General features: G+C 27.8%; 14 protein-coding genes and 1 riboswitch. Of the genes, 11 read left to right on the top strand and 3 right to left on the bottom strand.

Features of this window, described 5'->3' with window-relative positions; translation table 11 throughout:
* The 3 genes from rsgA (at window position 1) to rpmB (ending at window position 1842) form a co-directional block, all read left to right on the top strand.
* Window positions 1–879 carry a ribosome small subunit-dependent GTPase A gene (gene rsgA, locus V2W16_RS08400; RefSeq protein ID WP_329384311.1) on the top strand — a complete coding sequence of 293 codons (879 nt, stop codon included), beginning with the start codon at window positions 1–3 and terminating at the stop codon, window positions 877–879.
* Window positions 879–1511, top strand: coding sequence for a thiamine diphosphokinase (locus tag V2W16_RS08395; protein WP_329384309.1), 633 nt, complete (start codon window positions 879–881; stop codon window positions 1509–1511). The genes rsgA and V2W16_RS08395 overlap by 1 nt, the downstream gene beginning before the upstream one ends.
* Window positions 1512–1653: 142 nt before the next feature.
* The gene (gene rpmB / locus V2W16_RS08390; RefSeq protein WP_138268876.1) at window positions 1654–1842 is read left to right on the top strand and encodes a 50S ribosomal protein L28; all 189 of its coding nucleotides are present in this window, start codon (window positions 1654–1656) and stop codon (window positions 1840–1842) included.
* 53 nt (window positions 1843–1895) lie between these two features.
* Here the strand turns inward: rpmB and V2W16_RS08385 are convergent, their stop codons facing one another.
* Together V2W16_RS08385 and V2W16_RS08380 are read right to left on the bottom strand one after the other, a co-directional pair.
* Window positions 1896–2066, bottom strand: a complete 171-nt coding sequence (locus tag V2W16_RS08385; RefSeq protein ID WP_171020603.1) for a hypothetical protein — start codon at window positions 2064–2066, stop codon at window positions 1896–1898.
* 95 nt (window positions 2067–2161) lie between these two features.
* Window positions 2162–3073 carry a ketopantoate reductase family protein gene (locus tag V2W16_RS08380; protein WP_329384303.1) on the bottom strand — a complete coding sequence of 304 codons (912 nt, stop codon included), beginning with the start codon at window positions 3071–3073 and terminating at the stop codon, window positions 2162–2164.
* A gap of 122 nt (window positions 3074–3195) precedes the next feature.
* Here V2W16_RS08380 and V2W16_RS08375 point away from each other — a divergent pair, with 122 nt between their 5' ends.
* From V2W16_RS08375 to mgtE (V2W16_RS08340), 8 genes are all read left to right on the top strand, one after another.
* Window positions 3196–4233 (top strand): DUF4430 domain-containing protein, encoded by a 1038-nt coding sequence (locus V2W16_RS08375; protein ID WP_329384300.1) that lies wholly within the window; start codon window positions 3196–3198, stop codon window positions 4231–4233.
* A gap of 3 nt (window positions 4234–4236) precedes the next feature.
* Window positions 4237–5121, top strand: coding sequence for an energy-coupling factor transporter transmembrane component T (locus V2W16_RS08370; RefSeq protein WP_329384297.1), 885 nt, complete (start codon window positions 4237–4239; stop codon window positions 5119–5121).
* Window positions 5103–6680 (top strand): ABC transporter ATP-binding protein, encoded by a 1578-nt coding sequence (locus tag V2W16_RS08365; RefSeq protein ID WP_329384294.1) that lies wholly within the window; start codon window positions 5103–5105, stop codon window positions 6678–6680. Before V2W16_RS08370 ends, V2W16_RS08365 begins: the two co-directional genes overlap by 19 nt.
* 127 nt (window positions 6681–6807) lie before the next feature.
* Entirely contained in the window at window positions 6808–7368 is a 561-nt protein-coding gene (locus V2W16_RS08360) for an ECF transporter S component (RefSeq protein WP_329384290.1), read from the top strand.
* Between the two features lie 12 nt (window positions 7369–7380).
* Window positions 7381–7539, top strand: a riboswitch (cobalamin riboswitch).
* A 102-nt stretch (window positions 7540–7641) separates the two neighbouring features.
* Complete coding sequence (locus V2W16_RS08355; protein ID WP_329384287.1) at window positions 7642–8733, top strand: prenyltransferase/squalene oxidase repeat-containing protein; 1092 nt, start codon at window positions 7642–7644, stop codon at window positions 8731–8733.
* 256 nt (window positions 8734–8989) lie between these two features.
* Window positions 8990–10333 carry an NADP-specific glutamate dehydrogenase gene (gdhA, locus tag V2W16_RS08350; RefSeq protein ID WP_329384284.1) on the top strand — a complete coding sequence of 448 codons (1344 nt, stop codon included), beginning with the start codon at window positions 8990–8992 and terminating at the stop codon, window positions 10331–10333.
* A 366-nt stretch (window positions 10334–10699) separates the two neighbouring features.
* Complete coding sequence (mgtE, locus tag V2W16_RS08345) at window positions 10700–12037, top strand: magnesium transporter (RefSeq protein ID WP_329384280.1); 1338 nt, start codon at window positions 10700–10702, stop codon at window positions 12035–12037.
* Between the two features lie 11 nt (window positions 12038–12048).
* The gene (gene mgtE / locus V2W16_RS08340) at window positions 12049–13380 is read left to right on the top strand and encodes a magnesium transporter (protein WP_138268885.1); all 1332 of its coding nucleotides are present in this window, start codon (window positions 12049–12051) and stop codon (window positions 13378–13380) included.
* Window positions 13381–13398: 18 nt separating this feature from the next.
* Here mgtE (V2W16_RS08340) and V2W16_RS08335 read toward each other — a convergent pair whose 3' ends face one another.
* Window positions 13399–13785, bottom strand: a complete 387-nt coding sequence (locus V2W16_RS08335; RefSeq protein ID WP_329384276.1) for a hypothetical protein — start codon at window positions 13783–13785, stop codon at window positions 13399–13401.
* Window positions 13786–13939: the final 154 nt, after the last annotated feature.

Genomic DNA, 13939 nt, shown 5'->3' with positions numbered 1-13939 from the left:
ATGCTAAAAGGAAAAATTTTAAAAGGAGTAGGCAGTTTTTATACTGTCTACTCTTATAACGATAATAAGGAATATACACTTAAAGCCAGAGGAATATTTAGAAAACAAAAAATAACTCCGGTTGTTGGAGATGAAGTTTTGTTTTCTGCAATAAATACTGAAGATGGAAGTATAGAAAAAATAGAAAAAAGAAAAAATGAACTTGTTAGACCCAGTATTTCAAATGTAGATAATATTGTTATTGTGTGTGCATTGAAACAGCCTGATATAAGCTTTTTTTTATTGGATAAAATGCTTATTAATGCTTATAACGAAAATGTTGATATATATATTTGCTTTAATAAATGTGATCTTTGTACAAAAGAAGAAATAGAAGAAATAAAAAATATATATAAAAATTCAAGTTTTAATTTAATATTTACAAGTAATATTACAAAGGAAGGCATTGAAGAAATTAAACCCATACTTAAAGATAAAACTACTGTTTTTATGGGAGTATCGGGAGCAGGTAAATCTTCTATGATTAATTCCTTATATGATAATTATAAACTTGAAACATCACATGTTAGCAGGAAAATAAAAAGAGGTAGACATACAACAAGACATAGTGAACTTTTCATGGAAAATGAAAATACATTTGTAGCGGATACTCCCGGATTTTCATCTCTTGAAGTTTTTGATGTAAAAAAGGAAGATTTATATCATTATTATAGTGAATTCAACGAATATATAGATTGTAAATTTCCTAATTGTGTACATATAAACGAACCTGTGTGTGGTGTTAAAGATGCCATTAAAGCTGGGAAAATTAATATTACAAGATATAATACATATAAACAAATTTTTGAAGAAATTAAATCAAAGGAAAATAAATATTAATGAAATTTTTAATGGTCAGCGGCGGAGAAGTCAGCGATTATAATTTTTTGAAAAATGAAATAGATAAGTTTGTACCTGATTATATAGTTGCAATAGATAAAGGTGCAAATCATCTTAATAATATAGGCATTGATGCCGATATTTTAATAGGTGATCTTGATAGTATAGATATTAATTTAAAGGAAAAATATAAAGATAAGATATTAAAACTTCCTGTTGAAAAAGATGATACCGATACGGCTGTTGCTCTTGATTATGCTATGGATAATGGAGCAAAAGAAGTTAAAATATATGCATCGGTTGGTTCTAGATTTGATCATACATATGCCAATGTATTATTATTAAAAAGAGCACTTGACAATAATGTAAAATGTACTTTAATAAATGAACAAAATAAGATTAGTTTGCATAATAAAAGTTTTAGTATAAAAGAAATGGTTGGAAGTACAGCTTCATTTTTTGCATTTGATAAACCTGTTACAATAACTTTAAATGGATTTTATTATCCTTTGGATAAATATCTTATGAAAAAATATGATCCTTTAGGAGTAAGTAACAAGGTGATAAGTAATAATGCAGAAGTTATATTTGATAATGGAGAGCTTCTTAGTATTATTGCAAGTGATAAATAAGAAAAAATAAAAAAAATAAAAAAATATATAAAAATGTTTAAAAAATATACAAATAAGTTTGCATTTAGTTAAAATCTTTGATATAATACTATGTACTGTGAATAAGTAAGAAATTATGTTTTAGATATAGGAGGAAGAAGTTATGCCTAAAGAATGTTATGTATGCGGTAAAAAGATTACAAGCGGTAACCAAGTAAGTCACTCAAACATTCATACAAAAAGAACTTGGAAACCTAACTTAAAAAAAGTAAGAATCGTAGAAGATAATACAACAAAAAATGTACAAGTTTGTACAAGATGTTTACGTTCAGGTAAAGTAGAAAGAGCGTAAGTTTAATTTTTAATATACGATAAATAAAGATAGTTTTTAACTATCTTTTTTTATTACCTTCCTATATTATGAAAATTATCTTTGAACATATGGAAAAAACAATAAATTACACCTGCAATTATTAATGCATACCAAATCCATTTAGGGAAAACTAAAATAAGTAAAATAAATATGATACAGGCAAGAAGACAATCGATAATTAATCTGTCGTTGTGGCAATTCATTTTTACTCCTCCTTTGTTTATACTATATAGTATTAAAGGATTTAAAAATATGTGAATAATTAAATAAAAAAAGCCCTGGTGTAAGGGCTTATATTTTAATAGCTATTTTCTATTTCTTTTATTTTGTCATATAGATAGTCGTTAAGTGGTGTTTCTATATTATGTTTTTTACCTAATTTTTTTATAGTTCCAGCAAAAAGCTCGACTTCTGTTTTTCTTTTTGCTTTTGTATCTTGACGAAGGGATGGTGCATTGTCTGGGCTTAATGTATCCATTAAAGCCATCCAATCATTTATTTCTTTATTTGTAAGTTCTATTCCTTCCGCTTTTGCGACCTTTTGAACTTCTTTCATAACATTTATAACCATTTCTCTTGGTTTGCCTTGTTTTTGAATTCCTCCGTATGTTGTTTCATATACTGCAACTACTTGATTTACAGCATCGTTTAACATAAGTTTGCTCCAAAGGTTATGTAAAATGTTATCAGGTATTTCGTATGGAAGATTTGAATTTATAAACAGTTCCTCTACTTTTTTTACATCTTCTGTTATTATATTGTCTTTGTTTCCATAACATATTGTTCCAACTTTTGAAAAAGAAACATTGTTATTTTCTTTTTGAGCATCCATTCCGTGTACTTCACAGTATAAAAGATGTTTTTCTCCGTAATGTTCTTTTATAATATTTTCACTTTCTATTCCATTCATTACAGATAAGAAAATGGTATCATCTTTAACAAAATTTTTAACGGATTTTATGGATTCATCCATTCCGGTAAATTTAACTGCGAATATTATAAGATCCGCTTTTTGCTCATTTTCTTTATCACATACAAAGTTAAAATTATATTTTTCTCCATTAATAATAAAATCCATATTCTTATATTTTTTTATCCTGTCTTCATCAGCGATAAAATATACTTCATCTTTAAGATAATCTTGTAAATATGATGCATACATTAACCCTAAAGCACCTGCACCTATTATAAATACATTTTTTATTTGCATATAATTCACTCCTTATCTTTTATATTTTATCATAAAAGATGGATTTGTCTAAGATATATTAAAACTTTACAAGGTATAAAAACACAGGTATAATTAAATTAATTTAAAGTGACGGAGAAAATATGAAAAAAAGAAATTTTAAAAAGAATTTACCATACATTATACCCATATGTATTTTAGTATTATTTGTTGTATTTAAGCTTTTTACAATGGATATTTCCTTTGGAGAAATAAAATGTAATTTAAGTGATAATCCGAATATTGTAAGTTTATTAAAGGAAGCAAAAAGCAAAGAAAAAACGCTTCAAATAAATGGAGCAATAGGGGATACTTCTTACTGTTATGAATATGAAAGCAGTGATATTACAGGATATGAAAACAGTGACTTAAATTTAAAAAGTTTTGATGAATACAATAATAATTTAAAAGAAACTTTGGGATGTGAAAATATTGTATCATTTGAATACAGTGAAAATATAAAATTAAACGGAACTCCTAAGTTAGTATTTTATAATTTAAAAGAAGGCAATTATTCTTTATTTGAAATAAGAGAAGGTAATATTTATTATTTGAGCGATACAGTTACAAATAAAAATGAAGTATCTTTTGATGTATCCAATACTTCTTACGTTTATGTTTTGGCAAGTGGAGTAGATGATGATACTATTTCAAAATTAAAAAATGATAAACTTGAAATAAAAACTTCTTCAGATGAAGAAAAGACAAAACTTATTGCTGCAACAGAAAAAAAAGGCGAAGAAGAAAATAATCAAAATAAGAAAGCATATTATTTTAATTTAACTATTGAATGTAAGGAAGCAGTAGAAAATATTGATTCAATAAAAGAAGAAAAAAGAAAGTATATTCCATCAAACGGATATATATTTGGACCTAAAAAGGTTGTTTTTTATGAAGGAGAAAATCTCTATGAAGTTCTTTTTAGAGAGTTAAAAAAAGCAGGAATTCCTTTTGATGTGAGCGGGTATAGTGAGTATTCTACGGCATATGTAAAGGGAATAAATAATCTATATGAATTTGACCTTGGGGCATCTTCAGGTTGGGTTTATTATGTAAATGGTAAGCAGCCTAATTACGGTTGTTCTGATTATATTCTAAAAAGCGGTGATGAGGTCGTTTGGAAATATATTAAAGGAAGGTAAAATATGAATAACAGGGGGATGTTTGTAAGTTATAGCTCATATGTAAATATTCTATATTTTATAGGTGTAATGGTTATAAATATGTTTTTTATGCACCCTGTTATTTTATTTATTTCTTTTGTTTCTTCATTAACCTATAGCCTTTATTTAAACGGAATGAAAAGTTTAAAATTTGATTTGTTTGTTTTATTTCCTCTTTTATTATTTATCATTCTTGTAAATCCTTTGGTTAATCATCAAGGCACTACGATACTTTTTTATATAAATAATCAAATGATAACAAAAGAATCAATTTTATATGGAATATTTGCCGGAATGATGATAATAAATATGTTTTTGTATTTTTCATCTTTTAACAAAATTATGACAGGGGATAAAATAATGTCTGTCTTAAAGTTTGTTTCAAGAAAGTTATCTTTAATTTTTGTAATGACTTTAAGATTTGTTCCAAGATACAAAAACGAATTTAATAAAAATAAGGTGTCTCAACAGTGTTTAAATGAAGGGCTTAATGATGGTAATTTCTTTGACAGAATAAGACATGGCTCAAATATGATGTCTTCTCTTGTTACCTTTGCCCTTGAGGATGGAATTGATACTGCAGATACGATGATTGCAAGGGGATATGGACTAAAAAATAAGAGTAATTATAAAAGGGAAAAATTTACAAATGATGATAAAGTATTTTTTGTATTGATGATGATACTTCTTCTGATTGTAATAATTGGAATTATTAGAGGACAGTTTTATATTAACTTTTTCCCTGATTTTATTTTTACGGAATTATCTATACATAATGCTTTATATTTTGTAAGTTATTTTATTTTTGCAATGGTTCCTATGATAATTGAAATAAAGGAGGCTTTGGTTTGGAATTTATCAAAATAGATAATCTTAGTTTTTCTTATCCACATAAAAAGAATGTTTTAAAAAATATCTCTTTTAACATTGATAAGGGGGATTTTGTTTTGCTGTTTGGTAAATCAGGAAGCGGAAAGTCTACTTTATTAAAACATTTAAGCATAAGCCTTGCTCCTTACGGAGAGAAAGAAGGAAAAATATATTATAAGGGAATTGAAAGTGAAGATATTTCTTTAAAGGAAAGATGTGAAAAAATAGGGTATGTAATGCAGAATATTGATGCACAAATTGTAACCGATAAAGTATGGCATGAACTGGCTTTTACACTTGAAAACTTAGGATATGATAATGCAAAAATGCACAGCAGAATGGCAGAGATAACAAGTTTCTTTTCTATGTCATCTTGGCTTGATAAAGATACTTCGTCTCTTTCCGGAGGAGAAAAACAAAAATTAAATTTAGCTGTTAGTATGCTTACTTTTCCAGATGTTCTTCTTTTAGATGAACCTACTTCTCAACTTGACCCTGTAATGAGAGATGAGTTTATAAGGCTTTTAAAGAGAATAAATGAAGACTACGGTACGACAATTATTATAACGGAACACTCCTTTGAAGGTATTATTGAAAATGTGGATAAATGTGTACTTATTGATAATGGAAGAGTCGTATTTAACTCAGATAAGCTATTCTTAACTGATGAAATAATAGAAAATAAAAAGCAATATTATGAATTTCTTCCAGCTGTTACAAAATTTGGACATGAGATTTTAAATAAAAATAATATTTTAACGGTAAATGAAGCAAAGAAGAATTTAATAAAATCAAATATTAATTTAAAAGAAAAGATTGGAAAAATAAAACATAGAAGCAAAGAAATCATAATTGAAGTTAAAAACGTTTCTTTTAAATATAGTAAACTTGAAAGAAATATTTTAAAAGATGTGTCTTTAAAAATATATAAAGGGGATTTTTTATCTATTATAGGTCCAAATGGTGTTGGTAAAAGTACATTTTTAAATTTGCTTATTGGTTCTTTGAAGCCAAATAAAGGGAAAATTATCAAAAATGGAAAAATAGCAATGCTTCCACAAAATCCCGTAAGTTTATTTATTAAATCAAAAGTAAAAGATGATTTATATGATATTGATGAAAATTATATGGAGCTTGTAGATGAGTTTGATGTTTCTTCATTAATCGAATCTCATCCTTATGACTTATCCGGAGGAGAGATTGAACTAATGGCTCTTATTAAGGTGCTTTTGGTTAATCCGGATATAATCATTTTAGATGAACCAACAAAGGGAATGGATGTAATATATAAACAAAAGCTTGGTGAGTTTCTTAATAAGCTTAATGAAAAAGGTATTACGATAGTTATAATAAGCCATGATTTAGAGTTTATTGGAAAATATATTCCGTACTGCTCTATTATGTTTGATATGGATATTATGCCTTTTAAAGAAACCAGAGAGGTTTTTGGAGAAAGTTATTTTTATACTACAGATATAAATAGAATTACAAAGGATAATTTAAAAAATATAATAAATTTACATGAGGTTTTTATAGATGAAAACAAAACAGTATAAATCTTTTATAATTTCCTTTGTTGTACTTTTTATATTGGTTCCTATAATTATTTTTATATCTCAAAGTAACAATTCAAATTACCTTTTACCAAGTTTTATGATAATTTTTGTTACCTTTTTACCTTTTGTGTATATTTTTGAAAAGAAAAAGATAAGGGTGAGGGAAATTGTATTAATATCAAGCATGTCTGCAATTGCAGTACTTGGGAGAATTGTATTTTTCTTTGTTCCTCAAATAAAAGCCACTTCAGCAATTATAATTGTTTCAGCAGCTACTCTTGGAAGTGAAGCAGGATTTTTTATTGGCGTTGTTTCTGCTTTTGTTTCAAATTTCTTTTTTGGACAAGGAAGCTATACAATATGGCAGATGTTTGCTTTTGGTATGGTTGGTTTTTTAAGCGGAATAATTTTTAAGTCTGAAAGGATAAAAAACAATAGAATTTTAGTTTGTATAATAGGTTTTATTTTAACATTTTTAGTTTATGGAGGTGTTGTGAATTTTCATTCACTTGTTTTATATACTTCTAAAATTAACTTTGAAAGTTTTAAGGCGGTATACCTATTATCACTTCCTTTTGACTTTATTCATGCTTTATCAACAAGTGTGTTTTTATGGTTTATACAAAGACCTTTTTTTGAAAAAATTGATAGAATAAAAGAAAAATATGGTATCATATATCATAGATAGAATAAAGTTTTTTGTTTATATAACTTATTAAATGTTAAGGGAAGCAGGTTGGAATCCTGCACAGTCTGTGCTGCTGTATTAGTGTAGTAAATATCAATATGCCACTTAAAGGGAAGGCGGTATTTACGTTGAAACTTAAGTCAGAAGACCTATTTAATAAGACCTATAAACTCTACACAGGAAATAGAGTATGGTAAAAAATTATATGGTATTTTTTACTGCTCTAAGCCTGAAAAAAGGCTTATTTTTATTTAAAATTAGAGGAGGAAAAATATGAAACAATTAAGAAAAAGAATTATTTTTGCACTACTTTCTTTATTGATGGTTCTATCTTTTAGTATGCCTGCTTTTGCATCTAATGCACAAGAAACTTTAACAACTTCACAAAAAGCATTAAATGCCATAAATTCTGCAGCAACTTTTAGACTTTCAACTCTTGAAAATCCATCAACAGGAAACAATAACGAAGGAGATTGGTTTATCTTTGCACTTCAAAGAGGTGATGTAGAAATTGCAAACAAAGAAGAATATACAAATAAGTATATTTCTAATGTAAAAAGCAATATTTCATCTCTTCAATATCCGTCAGATTACGCAAGAGTGATAATAACTCTTACATCTCTTGGTGTTGATTGCAGCAAAGAATTTGAAGGGGTAAATTTAATTGAAAAAATGCTTGCAGATAAAGCAAGTTTTGAAGGTACATTTGCTTCAAATGCAATATATGCTCTTATTGCCCTAAATTGTAATGACTATGATATTCCAAGCACATGCGATATTACACAAGATGATTTGGTATCTGCTTTACTTTCTTATAAAGATGAAAAAACAAATCTTTTCTATTTTAGTACAGATAAAACATATGGAACGGATTTAGATACAACATTTATGGCAAATCAAGCTTTAAGTTTATGTAATGTAAGTGATGATAATTTAAAAACACAAATTCAAAATGCAAAAACAGCTTGTATTGAAACAATAAAATCTTCACAAAGCGCAAGCGGAGCAATTAGTTCTTATGGAATGGATAATGCTTGTACAACAGCTCAAGCAATTGTTGCATTAACACAAATGGGAGAAGATGTTAACAGTTATCAAAAAGACGGTAAAACATTAGTAGACGGCCTTCTTTCTATGCAAGATAGCAATACAAATGGTTTTATAGGATATACAGGTAAGGCGGATATTCAAACGACTGATCAAAGTTTATATGCTTTAGTTGCTTATTCAAGAAGTGAACAAGGCTTAAATACTTTATTTGATATGAACAGTACAGATACATTATCTTTCGATCCTGATTCATTCTCTGCTAAAGTAGATAAATTCTTTGATAATATAAAAGGATTTTTCCAAAGATTATTTTAATATTTAAATAAGAAAACAGAAGTTTTAAGGCTTCTGTTTTTCTTTGAAAATGTTACAAAAAAATAATTGAAAAAATTTTAATATAGATAAAATAATACTTGTATATATAAAAAAATTGTATTATAATATGTGAAAGTTTTGAAATTTCAGACATTTTAAAGCTAAAGGTGTTAAAACATAAAATATCTAATAATAATTAAATATTTTATGTCTTAATTTGCCTTAATATATAAAATATTTAATTTGGAGGAACAAAATGGATTATATTAATAAAGTTTTAGAACAAGTAAAAGCTAAAAATCCAAACGAACCGGAATTTAATCAAGCTGTTATGGAGGTACTTGAAAGTTTAAGACCTGTTATTGAAGCTCATCCTGAATATGAAGATATGGGTATTCTTGAAAGAATGACAGAACCTGAAAGAGCAATAATGTTTAAAGTTCCTTGGGTTGATGATAATGGTAAAGTACAAGTAAATAGAGGTTTTAGAGTACAATTTAATGGTGCTATCGGACCTTACAAAGGTGGTTTAAGATTCCATCCAAGTGTTAACTTAAGTGTAATTAAATTCTTAGGTTTTGAACAAGTATTCAAAAACTCACTTACAACACTTCCTATAGGTGGTGGTAAAGGTGGTTCTGATTTTGATCCTCAAGGAAAATCAGATGCTGAAATTATGAGATTTTGTCAAAGTTTCATGAGTGAATTATATCGTCATATCGGACCAGATGTTGACGTTCCTGCAGGGGATATTGGTGTAGGCGGAAGAGAAATCGGATACTTATACGGACAATACAGAAGAATCAGAGGCGCTTTTGAAAACGGAGTGCTTACAGGTAAAGGTATTCCTTACGGCGGAAGTTTAATCAGACCTGAAGCAACAGGTTATGGTGTAATGTACTATGCTGAAGAAGTATTAAAAGTTTTAAAAGATACATTTGAAGGAAAAACTTTAATCGTAAGTGGTTATGGTAATGTTGCTTGGGGTGTATGTAAAAAAGCTAAAGAATTAGGTGCAAAAGTTATTTCTATCTCAGGTAGAGATGGTTATGTATATGATAAAGACGGAATCAATACAGATGAAAAAATTGATTTCTTACTTCAAATTAGAGAACGTAACGATGTTAAATTAAAAGATTACGCTGAAAAATTTGGTGCTGAATTCCATGCAAAAGAAAAACCATGGGGACTTAAAGGTGATATAGCTATCCCATGTGCAACTCAAAATGAAATCGGTATTGAAGAAGCTAAACAATTAAAAGCAAACGGAGTAAAACTTGTTGTTGAAGGTGCAAACATGCCAACTACTCCAGAAGCAATGGAATATTTTAAAGAAAATGACGTAATTTTAGGACCTGCAAAAGCAGCAAATGCCGGTGGTGTTGCAGTATCAGCTTTAGAAATGGCTCAAAACTCAATGAGATATTCATGGAGTGCAGAAGAAGTAGATGCAAAATTAAAATCTATTATGCAAAGCATTCATGAAAACAGTAAAAATGCAAGTGAAAAATATGGACTTGGCTATGATTTAGTAGCAGGTGCAAACATTGCAGGATTTGAAAAAGTTGTAGAAGCTATGATTGCTCAAGGTATCTATTAATTAAATTATTTAATTATAAATGATATATCATCTATTTAAACTTTAAAGGACCTTTTAAGGTCCTTTTTAATTATAAAAATATTTTATTATGTAATTTTAATATAAATTTTTAATAAATTTTATATTAAATTTTGTTTATATAAAGATATGTAAGGTAATATTTATTGACAAAAAATTTTTTAAATAATATAATGAAATAATTAAGAAAACGAAAAGGTGGTGAAGAAAATGGATGCAGGAAGTAGTATTGGCATTGAACCCGGGGGGCGTATGAAATCGGTATTAAATGTACTGCTTTTTTTGTGCGTTCATTTTCTACCAACATTATAAGCTCTCGTTTGATGTTTTGTATCCAATTTTTACAAAATGAACAAAGGAGAATTAATTTTAGCGTATTTAGAAAATCGTGATTTTAGAAGTATAAAAAATACGATAAAAGACATGAATTTTGCGGATATTGCTCTTCTTTTTGATGAAATAGCTTTAGAGGATATACCGCTTATTTTTCGTGTTTTACCAAAAGATACGGCAAGTGATGTTTTTGTTGAACTTGATAATGAAAAAAAAGAATATTTAATAAGAAGTTTTACGGATGAAGAATTAAAAGAAGTTTTAGATTTAATGTTTGTTGACGATACTGTAGATATTATAGAAGAAATGCCGGCAAATGTTGCAAAAAGAATTTTAAAACATACTAAATCCGATACAAGAAAATTAGTTAATGAGATTTTAAAATATCCTGAAGATAGTGCCGGAAGCATTATGACAACTGAGTTTGTTTCTCTTAGAAAAGATATGGATGTTTATGAAGCTTTTTTAAAGATTAAGGCGACCGGTGTTGATAAGGAGACTATATATACTTGTTATGTAACAGATAATACAAAAAAGCTTATAGGTATTGTTTCCACTAAAGATTTACTTCTATCCGACATGGAAGAAAAAATAGAAGATATAATGGAAACAAATATAATATATGTAAATACCGTGGATGATAGAGAAGAAGTTGTAAAAGTATTCGATAAATATGATTTTTTGGCAGTTCCGGTAGTTGATAATGAAAGAAGACTTATAGGTATTGTAACAGTTGATGATGCTATTGACGTAATCGTACAGGAAGATACAGAAGACTTTCAAAAAATGGCTGCTATGGCTCCAAATGAAGATACTTATTTTAAAACTTCTGTCTTTACACATGCAAAAAAAAGATTTGGTTGGTTATTATTTTTGATGCTATCTGCAACTTTTACTCAAACTATAATAACCCATTATGAAGCCGCTTTTGCAACTATACCTCTTCTTGCTGCGTTTATTCCTATGATAAGTGATACAGGCGGAAATTGTGGGTCTCAAAGCGCTACAATGATAATAAGAGGTATGTCTTTAGATGAAATAAGACCAAGAGATATTTTAAAAGTAATATTAAAGGAAAGTGAAATATCTTTAATGGTCGGTATTGTCTTAAGTGTTGTAAATGGAATAAGAATAATTATTACATATCATAGTTTTGTTTTGGCATTGGTTCTTGGACTAACTTTAATGTGTACTGTATTTATGTCTAAACTTTTAGGCGGTATTCTGCCAATGATAGCAAAACAGGTGCATTTAGACCCTGCTGTTATGGCATCTCCGCTTATTACAACCATAGTTGATGCATGTTCTTTGATAATATATTTTAATATAGCAATGCATATACTAAAAATTTAAAGGAGAGTTATATGGAAGAGAAAATATTAGAATTACTTAAACAAAGAAATTTTTTTGAGTTAAAAAAATTATTGGAAACATTGAATCCAGCCGATATAGCTTCTCTTTTTGATGAAATATCCACAGAAGATGTATTGCTTGTTTTTAGATTATTACCAAAAGAAACAGCTGCGGATACTTTTGTTGAATTGGATAATGATAATCAAGAATATCTTATAAAAGCATTTAGTGACGAAGAACTTAAAGAAGTATTAGACTTATTATTTGTAGATGATACTGCGGATTTGGTTGAAGAAATGCCTGCAAACGTAGCAAAGAGAGTACTTAAACATACAGATATTGCTACAAGAAAAATGATTAATGAAATACTTAAATATCCCGAGGATAGTGCGGGAAGCATTATGACAACTGAGTTTGTATCTTTAAAAAAAGATATGACTGTTTTAGATGCTTTAAATAAAATAAAAGCAACAGGGGTAGATAAGGAAACGATATATACTTGTTATGTAACAGATAATACAAAAAAACTAATTGGTTTGGTTTCCACAAAAGATATTTTATTATCCGATATGGATAAATATATTGAAGATATAATGGAAACGAACATAATCTATACTCATACTCTTGCAGACCAAGAAGATGTAGTTAAAATGTTTGATAAGTATGACTTACTTGCAATTCCTGTTGTTGATAAAGAAGACAGGCTTATCGGTATTATCACGGTTGATGATGCTATCGACGTAATCAGAGAAGAAAATACCGAAGACTTTGAAAAAATGGCAGCTATGATGCCAAGTGAAGAAAGTTATTTTAAGACTTCTGCATTTAAACATGCAAAAAACAGGATAATGTGGCTTTTATTTTTGATGTTATCAGCAACAATGACTCAAGCTGTTATAACTCACTATGAGGCTGCTTTTGCAACTGTTCCTTTACTTGTAGCTTTTATTCCAATGATTACAGGAACAGGAGGAAACTGCGGTTCTCAAAGTTCTACAATGATAATCCGTGGGCTTGCTTTGGATGAAATAGAACCTAAAGATATATTTAAAGCTATGTTAAAAGAAGGAGAAATAGGTCTTTTGGTAGGTGTTGCTCTTGCTGTAGTAAACGGAATAAGAATAATGATTTTTTATCATGATTCCGTATTGGCTTTAGTGCTTGGAATAACACTTGTTGCAACCATTATTATGGCAAAATTAATGGGGTGTGTTCTTCCTATATGTGCAAAGAAATTAAAACTTGACCCTGCAATTATGGCTTCACCATTAATTACGACTCTTGTTGATACTTGTTCTATTTTAATTTATTTTAATGTTGCACTTCAAATTATGAATTTATAAAATAACCGGATAATCCGGTTATTTTTTTAATGCTTTTTTATACATATATTTTAATTCTTTTGTGATATTATCTTTTTTCCCATAATATTTTTCTCTTTCTTTTAAAGCTATATAAATGCTTAAGCTTTCGTGATATTTTTCGTTGATCTTTAACACTTGGTGCATAGATGTTATTTTTTCATTAAAATGACAATGATGGTTTTTTCTTTGTAAATCATAATAATTTCTTATATGGTTTGTAATGTTATATTTAAAGTGTTTAAAAATGTTTGTATTATATTTGTCTAGATTTTTTTTATTTGTTATTTCCCTTATTCCATTGTTTAGATAATTAAAAAAAAATTCTTTTTCTATTGATTTATTACAAAGAAGTTGTGCGTTTATCTTTATTTCTTTTATGTTCATTTTCTATCTCCTTTGAAATAAATATATCATGTTTTAAAGAAGAAAAATTAACGACTAATTGTAAGTTTTTTATTATTAAATTAAGATTAAATTAAAGTATATTTGTTAAAAATAAAAAAATAATGTGATAAAATATAAAATAAAACTTTTATGG

This window comes from Anaerofustis butyriciformans (assembly GCF_036289385.1).
Taxonomy (GTDB): domain Bacteria; phylum Bacillota; class Clostridia; order Eubacteriales; family Anaerofustaceae; genus Anaerofustis; species Anaerofustis butyriciformans.
Note: the sequence above shows the minus strand (reverse complement) of the source record. Positions and strands in the feature narration are given on the sequence as shown.